We start from the raw sequence: 15,510 nt of genomic DNA on the forward strand, positions 1-15,510 counted from the left end.
GTTCGCGACGTCAACTTGCTCTCGATCTGGGGCAGCGCGCTCGAGACGGTGCGCACATCGGACGAGTGGATCTTCGTAGGTTACTCGCTCACGGGTGAAGACGTCAGCATCCGCTCGCTCCTGTTGCGGGCGTATCTTGGTTGGCGCGGCGGCGCCGGAGCGCCGGAAGTTCGAGCGTATCTCTTCAAGTCGGTTTTGGCCGCCGGTCCGACGCCCGAGGAAGAGCGTTACCGTGCGCTCTTTCCAAACATCGAAATTCAATGGGGCGGCATCGATGCGCATATCGAGGCGTTTCGTTCGTTTGGGCCGTGAGACAGCAGCTCTGTCGCGAAGGGGGCTTCTCACGCGGAGCGCGATAGGCGACAGCGACCTGGAGTTGGCGAGATCCCGCAAGGGTGATCTTTGCGCATCCTTTCACCCTCACGCAGCGGTGAAGGGATTCGGCCGTCTCCTGCAATTTCTCCTGAATTTCTGCGATGCGGCGCTCGTTTGCAGGAGCGGAATTGCCCGCGGACAGGATCAAGCATCGACCACCCGGAGGACCTCGACGTCGCTCGAGGCATGCGTCGCCGCGCAGCGGCGCCTTCGCCCCGTTCGTGCGGTCTACTCCTCGAAGCGTCCCGTGGAGACTCGATCGCGCTCGTAGTGTCTCGTGAGGGGGAACGGCGGCAACCAGGATTCGCGACGGACAGTCCAAAGCTCGTAGGTTGGCTTCAGTTGATCGGGGGCATCCAAGGATCCGAGGCTCACTTCGATTTCGTCCGCGGCGCGTGCGAAAACGGACGAGCCGCAGCGGGGACAGAAGAACCGCCCCGCGTAGTCGCGTGTTTCGCCCTCGATGGTCACCGCGTCCTGAGGGAATATCGCGGAAGCGTGAAAAAGGGCGCCGTGATGCTTGCGGCAGTCGAGGCAGTGACAAATTCCGACCCGGTAAGGGAGCCCCGACGCCACAATTCGAACGTTGCCGCAAAGGCAACCACCCGTGAATCGGTCCATTTTGCGTCTCCTTGCGAATGAAGCTAGCAGACTATTTACGACGAGCAGCCCTGTCATTGCAATTGCCCACCGCCGTTGGGCCGCCGCACCCGTGACCTCGGCTCCGCCATATTCGTACTTTGCGAGTGGCTTTCGAACGAAGCAACCATGGTGCGGCAATGCACGCGCTCCGCATGGCGCGATTTTCTTCCGCCGCAGACGTGACGCGAATCATTCTCGATTTAGTCGCGCTAAACGTTTTCGCCCGATGCCTCCGCCCGGAGCCAGACAAGGAAGCGAGCGACGGGCCCGGGGCGTTTCGCGGCGCCGGGGCGCGTGACGGCGTAGTACGCGAAGCGGGTTGGCCAGGGGCGATCGAGCGCGAGCACGAGGCGGCGGCTCTCGAGCTCCTCGCGCGCGTAGATGTCCCGGACGAGGGCGATGCCCTGGCCGGAGGCGGCTGCGCGGATGAGCAAGACGTCGTCCTCGAAGCTGGGGCCGCGTTCGGCGCGAGGATCCTCGACGCCAAAGGCCCGCAGCCACAGCTCCCAATCGGCGCGGTCGCTGTCCTGCAACAACGGATACGCAAGGATGTCCTTCGGCTTGGTGATGGGTGGGCCGCCGGCGAGCAGTGCGGCGCTCGCGACGGGAAGCAGCACGGGTGCCATGAGCCGGTGCGCCTCGTATCCGGGGTATTCGCCGAGGCCGTGTCGAATTGCGACGTCGACCCGGTCGCGCGCGAGATCCACGAGCGCGGCGGTTGCCTCCACGCGCACCTCGATGTCGGGATTGGCCGTCGTGAAGCGCCCAAGTCGAGGTACCAGCCACCACGCCGCGAAGGCCGCGACCGTACTGACCGTCAGCGACCTCCGGCCCTGGCGCGCTTCCAGATCGTCGAGCGCGCCCTCGATGCCGTCGAAGGCGCGCACGATGGGCCCATGCAAGCGCGCACCTACCGCCGTCAGATGGATCTCACGGTTGCCGCGCTCGAATAGGGTCACGCCAAGGCGCTCCTCGAGCAGCTTGATCTGTTGACTGACGGCTCCAGGTGTCACGCCCATGGCGGTGGCCGCGGTGCGGACGCTGCCATGTCGTCCGGTCTCGGCAAAAGCACGCAGGCCGAGCAGTGGAAGCACGCGACCCATATGATCAGTTTAGAAAAACTAAACCGAATACGCAAGAGATATGGTTTGCCCGCGCGGACATTGGCCGGCATGGTGACAGCCAATAACGGGTGTCTCAGCCGCGGACACGAATGCGATGGCCGTCCGGCCTGCCGTGCATCGCGGCATCATCACGTCGTGCGAGCCCGCGACCCATCCGGATGTGCCCGGCTTCAAGGAGATTGACCGATGATTGTACCTGCCGCCAACCTCGAGGAATCGACCGCGACGCTCGGCGTCTCGGCGGAAGCGTTCGTGGGCCATCCGGGCTACGTGCGCATGTTTGCGCCAAACCGGCTGACGATGGGCATCTTCCTACCGCTGCGCTTCTATCGCGGCGACATGAGCGTGCTCGAAGGTCAGGGCGACCTCGTCACCGCGATCGACCATCGCGGCTTTGCCGCCGTCTGGGTGCGCGACGTGCCCTTGTTCGACCCCGGCTTCGGCGATGCCGGGCAGGTCTTCGACCCATTCACCTATCTCGCGTGGCTCGCGGCGAAGACGCGGCGAATCGCGCTGGCGACGGGGAGCGCGATCTTCAGCTTGCGCCACCCGATCGATCTCGCCAAGGCGGCGGTGACCATCGACCGCGTGTCGGGCGGGCGGCTGGTGCTCGGCATCGCGTCCGGCGACCGCCCCGTCGAGTTCCCGGCTTATGGCATCGCCATGGAACATCGGGCCCAGCGGTTCGCCGAGGCCGTGACGTTCTTCCGCCGGCTCGTGGCGCCGGGGCGGCCGCAAATCACGTCGCCATTGGGCCAGGTGTCCGGCGCCGACTTCCTGCCCAAGCCGGCGACAGGCCGTATCCCGCTCATCGTGACCGGTTCGAGCCGTCAGTCGCTCGAATGGGTGGCTGCTCACGCCGATGGCTGGCTGTCGTATCCCGGCGCGAGCCACGATCCGTCCGGTCCGCGCGAGCTCGCCACCAAGATCGCGGCGTGGCGCGCGCTCATCCCGGACGGCGGTTTCCGCCCCCATATGACGAACGAATGGATCGACCTCGTCGACAATCCCTCCTATCCGCGCACCCCGCTTCGGGGCGGTTTCGTGCTCAAGACAGGCCGCAAGGGGCTCATCGGCTTGCTGGGCGAATGGCAGGCGGCCGGCGTCAACCACGCGGCGCTCGGGATGCAGTTCGCTGCGCGACCGCCGGCGGAGATCATCCAGGAGCTCGCGGAGGAGGTGCTGCCGCATTTTCCCACGCTCGCCGGTCCGGCGCCTCGGACCAACGCGTGGTGAACCGCCGACTCCACGGCTTCGCCACCGGACCTCTCGAGACGACGACGCGCAAAATGGTCGATACGTGTCATGTGGCGCCCCGCCGTGCGCATCGCCCGCGACGTCTCATGGAGCGACGCGTTGGGGGCCACGCGCGAGAAAACGATCGAGGTGGGCGAAGAAGGTCTCGGGCGCATCGAACATGACGTAATGCTTCGCGCCTTCGACCATCACGAGCTCATGGTTCGCAATGGGAGCGAGTTGGTCCCGGTAGTACCGCTCGGCCTCGAGCAAATCGTCGCGGGGGATGTTGCCCGTGGTTCGGAGCACGAGCACCGGGGCTCGGATGGTGCCAATCTGCGGACGTAAATCGCGGGTCGCCATATCGTAGAAGGCGTCTGCGATCGCGCGCGGGGAGGAACGTACGGCCCTTTCGACGAGCCAGTTGGCGCGCTCCGGATCGAGCACGCTGGTCTCCATGCGGCGCTTCGTCATGCGCGCGAATTTCTCCGAATCGGCCATGAGGAGCGCCCGACGATGCTCCTCCGTGTCCGCATCCGCAGCGCCGTTCCCCATCGAAGGCGGTGCGTCCACGGCAACGACCCCGCCGACGAGATCCGGCTCGGTCATGGCGAGCCAGAATGCCATGGCCCCGCCGAACATGTGACCCACGACAATCGCGTCCCTGGCATGGCGCTCCCGGAGATAGCGCGCCAGACCGTCGCGCAGCTTGGGCATGAGCGGTCCCGTCGTGGGGGCGTTGCCCGCGAATCCGGCGACGTCGACGACATGCGCCTCGACCCGGCCGCCGAGGTGCTCGATCGTCGTGTCCCAGACGGCGCCCGGTGCTTGCAAGTCGGGAATGAACACCACCATGCGCCCGCGGCCGGATACCGATGTCGTGAACGCCGGCGGGTCCAGCGGAGGTGTGCGCAGCGATGGCGATGGCGGTGCGGATTGTCCGCAGCCTGCGAGGATCGGAAAGGGCGATAAGGAGACGAGAAACGAGCAGAAAAGAACGGATACGCGCGGTCGCATCCTCGATGCAGACAGCGCGGCAGACGAAAGGTTCCCACATTCGATTCCGAGCCGCCCGCCCTGAGCCATCATCGTCATCACCCGCACCGAAGGCACCGAGGTGCTCGGTCGCAGATGCTCGGCGGTTCCGTGGAAGCCACCCCCATCCGCGTCGCCAACTCGATCCGCGCAGCCACGACGTGGAGCCACCCCCATCCGCGTTGCCAACTCGACCCTTGCGGCCACGACGTCGGCCGCAAGGTCGAGACAGGCGCCTTTCAGGAGACGGCCGACGCCACCTTCGCGCGACGCCGGCCGACAATGGTCGAAAAAAGCGTGCTCAAATGCGGCCAAACCCCCGTTCCGCGCGACTCAATCGTCGTCCGCGGCACCGAGGATCGACGCGACTGGAAACACCACATCATCGCGATCGGTGTACCAACCGCCTGCGCATGCCCCCGGTGGATCGTCCCTCAGGCGAACGATGCCGCGGATCGCCTGAAGACCACCACCAAAGGTCGGCAACGTAAAGGGCACCGAGAGCTTGGCATGCGAACCGAGGAGGGGTTGGCTCTTGATCAAGGTCCACCGCGGATTGGACGCGCTGGGAGCGTGGTAGATGTCGAGGATGGCGTTGGAGCCGAAGACATTCGCCTCGATGGTGACCTTTTTACCGGCTTTGAGCTTGGTGCCGTCGTCGGTAAAAATGCGGACGCGATCGAGCCAGAGGTAGCCGCCGGTGCTCTCCGTGCCATCGGCGCACCCGTCGATGGTATTGGGCCCATTGGGCTCGAGGGGGCCGCGCTTCTCGACCAGGCGCGGGCCGGTATCGCATCGGGGAGCGATGGTGCTGCAACGAGGCGCCTTCGAGATCGGATCGTACTCCGCCAAGGTGACGCTCTTCGCGGTCACCGCGATTTCGGCCGTCGCGGTATTTCCGACTTTGTCGTAAGCGATGGCCTTCAGCGTGTGGGGGCCATTGCCAAAATCCCGAGTGTCCCAAATGTATTCGTAGGGCGCCGTTTCGACACTTCCGACATATTTCCCATCGATCCGGAAGTCGACGCCCTTGACGGCAACATCGTCGCTCGCGGCCGCCGCGATGGTGACGACCTCGCCGACCGTAGCCCCCGGCGCGGGTGACGTGATGGACACGGTCGGCGGTACCTGATTGTTGATCACCACCACATTCACGGGGGCACTCTCGCCCATGTTGCCGACCGTGTCGTACGCCTTGGTCACGAGCGTGTGGCGCCCGTTCGGCGCCGTGCGGCTATCCCATTGAAACCAACACCTGGTATCCGGGTCGCAAAATGAGTCATTCACCTTCGATCCATCGACCCAAAACTCGACCCGTGCGACACGCACGTTGTCGTTCGCGACCGCGTAGGTGGTGAACTGATTGTACACCTCTTGGCCCTCGACGGGATCCGTGATGCGCGTCGTTGGCGGCGTCGTCTCGTGCGCGACGGTCACATTGATCGAGGCGCTGTTCGTGGCATTCCCCGATAGGTCGTACGCCTTCACGAAAATGTTGTGGACACCATTTCCGGATTCGAGGGTATTCCACTGGACTTCGAAGGGCGATCCGTAGACCGTTTTCTTGAGCGCGCCGTCGACATAGACCTCGACCGCCTGGATGCCGGTGTCGTCGTGCGCATAACCTCGGATTGTCGTGGGAGCGATGATGGTGTCCCCGTGTTGGGGCTCCTTGATGACAATGTCGTCGGGTGGCGTGAGATCGACCCCGACGCCGGTGAGGGTCCAAGCCTTCACCACCGCTTTTACCTCCGGGCTACCATAGCCGTAAAGGGCGGCCGCCGCCTCGTACGTGGCGCGCGATGCCATCGAAAAGGACGTCTGCGAGGTCATGTAGGTGGTCAAGGCCTTGTACCAAATGGCCGCGGCAGCATCGATCCCGATGCCCGTCATGCTTCCACCACGATGGTGGCTCCCACCCATCGCGAGCAGATAAAATGTTTTGTTCGCGATGCCGGAATTGACGTGCACACCGCCGTTGTCGGAAGCCCCGCGGTACCTTTCGATGTAGTGATCGGGATCGTCGTCGTCCGTGTACTGGACCGTACGATGATTCAAGAGATGCGGGTCATCGAGATGCCGAGCTGCATCGCCCGGGATGGCCGGCGTGAAGCACTGTTCCCCCATTTTCCACATATCGCTGCTCTCACCGCGAACGTATCGCTCGACCAGCGCGGCAAATACATCGGAGTAGGATTCGTTGAGCGCGCCCGATTGGCCAGAATACAGAAGGTTCGCCGTGTGCTGGGTTACGCCGTGCATCATTTCGTGCGCGACCACATCGAGGGACACCAGCGGCGAGAAGTTCGTGCCGTTGCCGTCCCCGTAGGTCACGCTCGTACCGTCCCAGAAGGCATTGTTGTAATTCGTGCCGAAATGAACCTTGGATACGAAAAGAGGCGTCACGCCGTCGATGGCGGTCATCTCCGAGGGGCCGCCGTTTCCGTCGAGGCCATTGCGCCCGAGGACATTTTGGAGGTACTCCCACGTCTTCCGTGCATTGTCGTGCACATCGACGGCGGCCCGTTGCGATGGAGCGTCCCAGGTGTCGTCGGCGTCGGTGAATCGCTCCGGGTTGGTGATCTCGGAGCGGTTCCGGAGATCGAAGGTGCCCAGTCGATGCGGGAGGTCCTCCATGTAGTAGGCGCCCGAATGAGACGTCGTATCGATGGAGACGGTGCCGCTATAGAGCGAGTGGCCGGTGCCGGTCTGCAGATTGTCGTAGCGCCATAAAAAGGACTTGTCGTGCGCATCGATGAAGACCACCGGCATCGATGTTCGCTTGGTGCCATCGAGGATGCGCAGCTGCACGCGCCAAGCGAGATGCGCCGTCCCGTCATCGCGAAAGACCCAGAGATCGGCCTCTGGGGCCGCGGTGAGAGCGGCTTTTGGAGGCGCGACGCCCGGGAGGCAGTTTGAACAACCCTCGACCCGGAGGGCCTCGGCGATCGCCTGGTCGTGGGGAATGGTCGGGACGATGTCGACCGTCGCATCGCGGATAAAACCGTCCGTGACCGAAGCGACCGTGCCATCGGGAGCGAGGTGCGTGATTCCCTCGCCTCCGAACACCGGCACGCCCTTCACGGTCTGCTGCAAACGAACATGCGTTCGAGCCGCCTCGTCGCGAAAGACCTTCATGGGCTTCAAATCCGCGGGGTCGCCCAGCCCGTACAGGGCTGCATGCTGCGCCAGATGCGCCACGCTTGCCGTCACCGCTTGCTGCATGTCCGCCGAAGGCTGCCCGGGAGTCGGGCCTTTCTCGGATTGGCAGCCAAAGGTTCCCGCCATCGATCCGGCAAGAACGAGAATTGAGACTATCACGTTTCTCGAGCGCACATCGTCCTCCTTGTCAGGGTATGCTCCATCCTGAGTCGCCAACATTCTTGGACGGAGCAAGCGCTCCATTATTCTCGCGCATGGTGCGCGCGCCAGCTCGAACGAATGGCGCACAATCCATCTTTTTCCGCCACGCTACGAAGCATTCGGCGCCGCGCTTCCCGCGCGGCTATCCATTCGCGCGTCGTTCGGTCAACGCGCGCCCAGCCGCGCCTCGAGCCGCGCGCGGCGATCGCGAATGGAAGGATAACCGCGCATCCATTCCCAGCGGGCGCGCGTGGCCCGATCGAGCAGCGCGGAGAGGGCATTCCGCCATTCCGGCCGACCATCTTTTGCGAGCTCGCGTCGCGCGGCGGATCCCACGTCGTCGGGGCCGAAGGCCATATCCCGATCAGCATCGTCTTCGGCGACATTGCGCAGCACATCGAACCATTGCAAATATGCGCGGCGGCGCCTGCGAAGGCTCGCCGGATCGGCGCCCTGCAGACGCGCGGCCACGCGTTCGCAAAGCTCGGTGCCCAGCCGCTCTTTTCGAGGACGACCTGCTCGTCCATCCAGGTGACGAGCTCCTCGCCGAGCGCGTCGCTCTCGGCCGACAGCTCGCATCGCGACGTGCGGTGAGCCACGCTTGGAAGTCGAGTTTGACGTCTTGAATACATCTTTCGAGCGGATGCCGGCCACCCGAGCCATGCGTGGGCTGCGCATCCCCATCCGGCCGAGCTAGCGCCAAACCTTCCAAATGCGAAGCTCCTCCCCGTCGAACCTCAACGATTGAAACGGCGGGGCCGCCGTGTCGCCCAATGGTTGCCATTCAAAAAGGCTTGGAGCGGAAAAGAAGCTTGCGGACATCGTGAATTCGACGATGCTGCTATCCGTGCGCTGCTTTATCTCCATCGTATGCGCAACGACCCTCTCTTTTGCCGCCATGGGCTGCTCCCCAGCGATGCGCTCGAATGCGAGCCGCACCGGAGCGCTGAAGCTACCGGCGCGCTCGGGCGCGGTCGGCATCTACACCATGTCGCCGCCGCCCGGCGCGGACGATCTCGGGATCGTCGAGGTGCAGGCGCGAGGCGACAATTCGGCGGTCGAGACGCTCCTGCCCGAGTTTGCGCGCCGGGTGGCGGAGCTCGGAGGCAACGCGGCGTGGATTGAGCAGGTCAGCGCGCGCTTTCAGATCGTCAGCTACATGGCGAGGGGCATCGGATACACGTGCGGCCCGCGTGACGCATGCCTCGGCGCGTCGGCCACCTATCCCTATCCGCGCGAGATCATGGTCGTCAGCATGCGGGGACACGCCCTGCGTGCGCCGAATCAGCCCGATGTTCCGGGGAAAGCGGCTTCGGCTCCATTCGAGGAAAATCCATGATCCATCGCACCGGCTCCCTTCGCGCCGCGCTCGTTGCGGCCTTCGCCGCGCCCTCGATCGCCGGCGCCGCGGGCTGCAGCGGCTACACGGATGTGCATGCGGTGGTTCTGCGCGAGCCCCGCGGCCTCGTGAGCGACGACGTCCGTGTTTACATGGACGAGCAGGCCGTGCCCGAGGACTTCTACGAGCTCGCCATGCTTCAAGCCGTCGGCTACGACGGCGACGCCACCGCGGAAGACGTGGTGAGCGCGCTGCGGGCGCGCGGGCGTGACCTCGGGTGCGATGCCATCGTGCACCTGAGGGTCGAGCTGGGCTACACGATCGCCCATGGCTACGGAGTCTGCGTCAAGTGGCGCACGCCCGGTGCGAAGGTGCCCGCTCCCGTCGTGCTCCCAGGGTGAGAACGGTCATGGATGCGCGATCACGACGAGCGACGGCGCCCGTTTCAAAGCACAACGAAGCGCCAAGGTCTTCGTCTCGGGATCCAGCGAGGCAAAGCTCTCATCCAGAATCACGACTTCGGCGCATTGCAATAAAGCGCGGGCCATGTAAAGGCGGCTTCGTTCGCCGTGCGAGAGTTGCCAACCTGTTTCGCCGACCCGCTGCATCAAGCCGCCGGGCATGCGCCCCAGCAGGGGGCCGAGACCGAGCTCGCGGCATATGGCTTCCGCCTCGAGGAGATCGTCTCCTTGGGGTGGCCAGCGCCGGCCCATGAGCAAATTGAAAGCAAACGTGTCCGACAACGTATGATTTTCGTGAAACTGCGGCGCGGCCGCAATGCGCCGGCGCCAGGATCCAGCGCCCCACGACGCTCGATCCAGCCCGCCGAAGAGAAGCAGCCCCGATTCGGGCGTGCGCAAGCCGGCGAGGAGGGAGCCCAGCGTCGATTTGCCTCCGCCCGAGGGGCCTTCGACCAGCACGCGGTCGCGATGGCAAATGCGCAGCGTGACGTTTTGGAGCGCCGCTCGGCCATGGGGGCGATAGCGAAATGCGACATGGCGTACGTCGAGGACCGCCCCATCTGCGCGCGCTGGCTCGATGCGCTCGTGGTCCGTGGTTCGGGGATCCGTCGCCGGGGCCGGATGGGATCGCGCGGCAGCGTGAAAGAGCGGCGCGGCCTGCCGCCATGCCGCGAACGCGGCGACGAGGGACGTGAGCCCCGCCGTCATACGCATGAGCGCATTGCGCGCCAGGAGCACGCCGCCGATTCCGACCGCGAGCTCTTTGGTCGAGGCCGACTGCGCGACCAACGCGGGCCCGAGCGCGGCCAGGCCGAGGAGGAGCCATCCGCGCGGGAGCAAACCGGCGATGAGGGCGCTGGTCCGATCGACGCGCCGCGCGTGCTCGGAATATGCGGCGAGGGCGCCATCTTCCTCGACGTGCCAATCGCCGGGCGGCTCCTGCGCGATCCGCGTACGGTGGCCGAGCATTCGCTCGACGGTGTCGTTGGTCATGGCAATTCGAGCGCGTGACCACGCGAGCCATTGAACGGTAAGACGTCGCACGAGCAGGCCTGCGAATGCGAGCCAGGCGACGAAGAGGAGCACCGACGCGATGCCCGCAGGCCCGAGCGCCAGAACGAAAATCGTGATGGCGAGCTCCATGAACGCCGCCAGGCTGACGAATCCGCCGCGCATCGCGAGCTCCTCGAGCGCGTCGATCTCGATGATGCGCCCCACCAGCTCGCCCATTCCCTGGCGGCGGACCTCCTCGGGATCCAGCTGCAACACGCCAAAAAGGATTCGTTCTTTGAGCAACAATCCAGCGCCGATGTTCGCGGTTTCTTGCCACCAAATGGTAAGTACGCGAATTGGGATCGACGTGAGGAGAAGCAGCGCCCAGGCCGCGAGCCAGCCGCGGTCCAGGTGTCCAGCGAGCACGCTTTGGCCGATGACCCACCACGCGAAGAGCGAGAGGACGAGGCTCACGGCGTGCGCCAAGATCATGGCGCGAAGCGTTCGCAATACTCCAGCACTCCGAAGTTGACGGAGGAATGGCGCGGAAGGGGATAAACGTATCGTCCATCCGGCATCGCGCAGCCGTGCTCCGACGTGCTCGCGCAGCAATGCGCGGCGGGCGAGCGCGCGCCGTCGCGGCGGAAGAGGAATGCGCTCGAGGAGCGCGTCGACGGGGCCGCCGTGGGTGTGCTCCGCGTCGACGAAGAGCGCGTCGCGCACGGCATCGAGGGAGACCGCGCGTACGCTGTGGTCGGGGGTGACGATGCGTGCGCGTTCGAGGTTCGATTGGATGAGCGCGATGATCCGTGGTGCATCGCTCGGACCGATTCGGAGGAGCGCGGGGGCTGCGTTGCATACCCGTGCCTCGACCTCTGCGAAGCTCACGACGAGTCGGTCCGCCTGAAGTCCCAAGGTGCGCGCAGTATCCTCCACGCCGAGGGTCGTTGGTCCCTTCGCCGTTGGCGAAAGGTGCGCGGCCTTCGCGAGCGTGGCCATCGCCTCGCCTGCGCGATCCATCGGCCAGCTCAGGGAGTCATCGAGCTTCACGCGCCGGCCTCGTCGTGGGCGGCAGGCGCGCGTTCGGAGAGTTGCCCATCCCGGACGGTCACGCGCCGCCATTCCTTTGCATTCCAAATGGTCCGGTGTGCATCTTCGTCGGCTCGGATCATGGCCGCGTACCGTGAGCCCTCACGCCCCAAGAGCTCCAGAGGCGTGCCGTCCTCGACGACGCGCCCCTCGTCCATGACCAAAACGCGATCGAATGTGCGGGTCTCGCTCACGTCGTGGGTCACGCACAGAACCGTGGCCGCTGGCCATCGCTCGCGCGCGCGCGTCACCAAGGCGCGGCGTCGATCGCGGTCGAGACCGCGGAAAGCTTCGTCGAGGAGGACCAAGCGGCTATCCGCGCGCATCAGGGCACGACCGAGGCGCACGCGTTGTCCCTCGCCGCCGGAGACCAGCGCGCCTCCTTCGCCGAGCGTCGTTTGGAGGCCATCGGGCAATCGCTCCACGAGCCCCAAGAGCTCCGCGTCTTCGAGGACGGTCGCCATTCGACCCTGGGCATTCGATCTTGCGCCATATTCAAGATTCGCGAGCAGCGAGCGATTCCACAGTTGGACGGACGGATCGACCCATGCCGTCTCGCCGCGTACGCGTTCGAGGTGCGCGCCTCGAAGCGGTGCACCGTCGACGAACACCTCGCCCGAAGCGGGGCGATGCCAACCGAGGAGGAGGCCAACGAGGCTCGATTTTCCAGCGCCTGAAGCGCCGACGACGGCGAGGTGGCACCCTTTGGGGATGGACAGGTTCACGCCGTCCAGGATCGTGTGCCCCGAGGCTCGCACCGAGACATCGCGAAAGACGATGTGCGCATCGGGGGCGACGTCGCGCGGCAAGGCAGGTGAAGGCGCGGACGCCTCGTCGTCCTCGAGCGCTCCGAGCGGCTCGCTCGAGCGAAGGAGCCGATTGCGCATCGACGGATAGAGGAGCGCCGTGCGCGCGATTTCCTGCCCGAGCGCCGGGACATTCAACGCCCAATAGACGAGAAGCAGCATGGCCGCTGGCTCGGGCGAATGGACCAAATAGGCAAAGACGACGAGGACGGCGAGCGTGGATCCGACGATCTGCTGAATCGCGTCGATACCGACCGAGGCGCGCAGCCGATCGAAGCCCGCCCGCGCCCACTCCATCGCCGTCGCGGCCTGCTCGCGGCGTAAGGCTGCCTCGGCCCCATGCGCGCGCACGGGCATGAGCCCCCGCAAGGCATCGAGGTAGTAGCGCGACAGCGCGCCGTCGAACGAGCGCACGCGCAGATCCCGCTCGGACGTCGAGCGTTGGGCAAACCAAGGTCCCATGGTCGACACGGCCACCGCCAATGCGATGAGTAGCCAGCTTTCGGGGTCGATCCAAATGAGCCCGGTCGCGACCACCAGGAGCTCCAGGACGCTCCGCAGAAGCCGGCCGCCGAGCGGAGGGACCTCGCGCACCGGGTGAATCGCGTGGCAGCGATGCGCCATGTCCGACGCGGGGCGGCTCTGAAAATATCGGTCTTGCAGGCGCGGAATCTTGGAGAGGAAGGCCACGCGCAGCCGTGTCTCGAGGTGGCGACCCATGCGAAGCACACCGCCGGCAAATGACAGATCGAGCACGAGGAGGAGGGCGAAGAGCATGGCGAGCATGAGCGTGCCTGCCAGCCTTTGTTCCACGGCCCCGAGCTGGCGGCCGATCTCCAAGGTGCCGCGGAGGACCAACGCCTCGATCGCGCCGCCGAGGGTCGCGGCGACGAGCGACAAAACGAGCACGGTGGGGCCAAGAATACCGTCTTTACGCAACATCGTCGCCAGATGACGAAGTGGCCGCGGAGGCGGTTCGCGAAGGACGGCATCGAGCTCGGGAGACGCGCGTAAATCCGATTTCGACCGCCGGCCCAAAACGCGTACGAGCACGGCGCCCTGGAGCATCACCTGCTCCGTGCCCTCCGAGGACGGCGGGGCGGGGGTGGCGGACCAATAGACGTCGGGTATGGTCGAGCGCGTCGCTTCCTGGGGAATGGCGGGATGCAGGTCTCGAATGGCTTGCTCGAACAGCGAGGACACGAGCGAGGCAGCCTGTGGGCCGCGCTCGATGGCATCTTTCGCGAGGAGCGATTGCGCCATGCGCAGCGCAGCGTCGAGCGCCGCATAGGAGCGCCAGGTTGGATCGCGCTGCGCCGCTTGGACGAGGCGCGCTCTCCCGGCGCGAACGCCGAGCCGGGCGAAGGCGCACGCGAATGCGCGCTCCGACTCCTCCGACGCGACCCACGCGCGCCACGTCTCTGCGGAGACCGGTGTTCGATGGATGAATGTCGTATCGCGCAATGTCGCGAAATCGATCCAGCGCCGGCCGCGCCCGGGATCCATGAGCTGGATTCGTTCGCCGACGCGACGCCACGCGACGACGAAGTGCGGCGCGCCCGCTGGATCTTTGGTGACGAGCAGGCAGGGAAATGGATCGCCGGCCATGAGGTGGTCGATTGGCAATATGGTTTGCAGGGCGTCCAGCCCGAGACGCACGGCGAGCTCCTCCAGCGTGTCGATCGACGTACCATCCACGTTCGTCTGGCAAGCCTCCCGAAGTCGCCCGTAGCTCGCCGGGATTTCGAGTCCGGTGAGCAGCGATGTCAGCGCGGCAGGGCCGCAATCCATCTGCGACGTTTGAATCACCTCGGGCGCCAAAAACCGGCGCTTCATTGTCGGGTAATACGCGGTAAGGGGGCACGGGACGGGGGAGGCTCGGAGAGCGGGGCACCCGGCCGATGAACGAGCTGCCCGGCGGCGCGCAAGATGAGCCGTGCGGGCGTGGTGCGCTCCACCTCCACTTCTACGTTGCCGGGGAGGCCATGCTGCACCGGGATCCGGTCGTTGACGGTGGTGATGGTCAACTCGACCCGCGCGCGCCCATCGCGCACCTCGGCGGCGACGCCAGCGACCTGCGCCTGTGTTTCTCCATATTCGGTCCAGGGGAATCCATCGAATCGGATGCGCGCCGGTTGGCCCGTGCGGATCCGTCCAAACGCGGACGCGGGTTTGAACTCGGCGACGGCGCGCAAATCGCCCTTTGCGACGATGGTGCCCATGCGGTCCCCCTCTTCGACATAGGAGCCCGGGCCCACATGGCTGATTTCTCCGATTCGCCCGCTCGCCGGTGCCCGAACATGGCGTCGCTCGATCTGGTGCTGGAGGGATTCGATTTGGGCGGTCAATTGGGCGAGCTCGCCTTCGAGGCGGACGACGTCGAGTCGATGGGCCGCGATCTGGGTACCGCGGTCGGATTGCCCCGTGATCCATTCGCGTTCGAGCTTGCTCTGCTGAGCGCGAAGCGCGGCCTCCGCGGCCGACTTGCCCTGCGCATCGGCCTTGCTGCGGACCGCGTCGATCTCCGGAATCGCTCCGTTCTTCTGCAGGCGGTCGATTCGTTCGTATTCATCGCGCGCGTGTGCGCTCGCGATTCGAGCTTCCTCGACGCGGCTCGTCGCTTCGTCGATGGTCGCCTTTCCCTGGTGTCGAAAGTGGGCCAGCGCCTGCTTCTCGGCATCGAGCTCCGCCCGGGTCGCCGCGAGCCTCGAGGTGATGCTCGCGGCCTTTGCATTGGCTTCGCCGAGGGCGAGTCGCTGCGGCTCGGCGTCGAGCTCCACGAGGATGTCGCCTTCCGTGACGTCGGTGTCGAGGGCGAAGCTCGTTTTCACGACGCGCCCGGCGATGGGCGCATCGAAGGCGTGCGTCGCGCGGGTAACTTCGAGCCGCGCCGCCTCGCTGGTTTCGTAGACGGAGAGCTTGGCCAGGAGCAACCAAGCCGTCCACGCGGCAAGAACGACGATGGCCGCAAATGCGGGGACGTGCGAGCGCTCCATGGAGCTTCGATCGAGCGCGCGGAGGGTGCGTGAAAATGCATTGGACATGGC

The 15,510-nt window shown here is 65.6% G+C and carries 13 protein-coding genes; 4 read left to right on the top strand and 9 right to left on the bottom strand.

From position 1 onward, the window contains the following. Positions 1–15 precede the first annotated feature (15 nt). Positions 16–312 (top strand): hypothetical protein, encoded by a 297-nt coding sequence (locus LZC94_02140; GenBank protein ID WXB16081.1) that lies wholly within the window; start codon positions 16–18, stop codon positions 310–312. Between the two features lie 291 nt (positions 313–603). Here LZC94_02140 and LZC94_02145 read toward each other — a convergent pair whose 3' ends face one another. Continuing rightward, positions 604–996, bottom strand: a complete 393-nt coding sequence (locus tag LZC94_02145) for a GFA family protein (GenBank protein WXB16082.1) — start codon at positions 994–996, stop codon at positions 604–606. Between the two features lie 230 nt (positions 997–1,226). Next, positions 1,227–2,120 carry a LysR substrate-binding domain-containing protein gene (locus tag LZC94_02150; GenBank protein WXB16083.1) on the bottom strand — a complete coding sequence of 298 codons (894 nt, stop codon included), beginning with the start codon at positions 2,118–2,120 and terminating at the stop codon, positions 1,227–1,229. A gap of 273 nt (positions 2,121–2,393) precedes the next feature. Here LZC94_02150 and LZC94_02155 point away from each other — a divergent pair, with 273 nt between their 5' ends. After that, positions 2,394–3,377 (top strand): LLM class oxidoreductase, encoded by a 984-nt coding sequence (locus tag LZC94_02155; GenBank protein WXB16084.1) that lies wholly within the window; start codon positions 2,394–2,396, stop codon positions 3,375–3,377. A 105-nt stretch (positions 3,378–3,482) separates the two neighbouring features. Here LZC94_02155 and LZC94_02160 read toward each other — a convergent pair whose 3' ends face one another. The 4 genes from LZC94_02160 to LZC94_02175 form a co-directional block, all read right to left on the bottom strand. Then, the gene (locus tag LZC94_02160; protein WXB16085.1) at positions 3,483–4,394 is read right to left on the bottom strand and encodes an alpha/beta hydrolase; all 912 of its coding nucleotides are present in this window, start codon (positions 4,392–4,394) and stop codon (positions 3,483–3,485) included. A gap of 351 nt (positions 4,395–4,745) precedes the next feature. Next, positions 4,746–7,862: a M4 family metallopeptidase gene (locus tag LZC94_02165; protein WXB16086.1), complete on the bottom strand. Its 3,117-nt coding sequence runs from the start codon at positions 7,860–7,862 to the stop codon at positions 4,746–4,748. A gap of 78 nt (positions 7,863–7,940) precedes the next feature. Further along, entirely contained in the window at positions 7,941–8,246 is a 306-nt protein-coding gene (locus LZC94_02170; protein WXB16087.1) for a hypothetical protein, read from the bottom strand. 222 nt (positions 8,247–8,468) lie between these two features. Continuing rightward, positions 8,469–8,675, bottom strand: coding sequence for a hypothetical protein (locus LZC94_02175; protein WXB16088.1), 207 nt, complete (start codon positions 8,673–8,675; stop codon positions 8,469–8,471). 16 nt (positions 8,676–8,691) lie between these two features. Here LZC94_02175 and LZC94_02180 point away from each other — a divergent pair, with 16 nt between their 5' ends. Both LZC94_02180 and LZC94_02185 read left to right on the top strand, forming a co-directional pair. Continuing rightward, positions 8,692–9,114: a hypothetical protein gene (locus LZC94_02180; GenBank protein WXB16089.1), complete on the top strand. Its 423-nt coding sequence runs from the start codon at positions 8,692–8,694 to the stop codon at positions 9,112–9,114. Next, positions 9,111–9,515: a hypothetical protein gene (locus LZC94_02185; protein WXB16090.1), complete on the top strand. Its 405-nt coding sequence runs from the start codon at positions 9,111–9,113 to the stop codon at positions 9,513–9,515. Before LZC94_02180 ends, LZC94_02185 begins: the two co-directional genes overlap by 4 nt. A 6-nt stretch (positions 9,516–9,521) precedes the next feature. Here the strand turns inward: LZC94_02185 and LZC94_02190 are convergent, their stop codons facing one another. From LZC94_02190 to LZC94_02200, 3 genes are read right to left on the bottom strand one after another with little or no spacing between them, the layout of a single operon-like run. Further along, positions 9,522–11,618 (bottom strand): ABC transporter ATP-binding protein/permease, encoded by a 2,097-nt coding sequence (locus tag LZC94_02190; protein ID WXB16091.1) that lies wholly within the window; start codon positions 11,616–11,618, stop codon positions 9,522–9,524. After that, positions 11,615–14,299 (bottom strand): ATP-binding cassette domain-containing protein, encoded by a 2,685-nt coding sequence (locus LZC94_02195; GenBank protein ID WXB16092.1) that lies wholly within the window; start codon positions 14,297–14,299, stop codon positions 11,615–11,617. The genes LZC94_02190 and LZC94_02195 overlap by 4 nt, the downstream gene beginning before the upstream one ends. Beyond that, complete coding sequence (locus LZC94_02200) at positions 14,296–15,507, bottom strand: HlyD family efflux transporter periplasmic adaptor subunit (GenBank protein WXB16093.1); 1,212 nt, start codon at positions 15,505–15,507, stop codon at positions 14,296–14,298. The genes LZC94_02195 and LZC94_02200 overlap by 4 nt, the downstream gene beginning before the upstream one ends. Between the last annotated feature and the right edge of the window lie 3 nt (positions 15,508–15,510).

The sequence above is a fragment of the Sorangiineae bacterium MSr11954 genome, assembly GCA_037157815.1.
Taxonomy (GTDB): domain Bacteria; phylum Myxococcota_A; class Polyangia; order Polyangiales; family Polyangiaceae; genus Pendulispora; species Pendulispora albinea.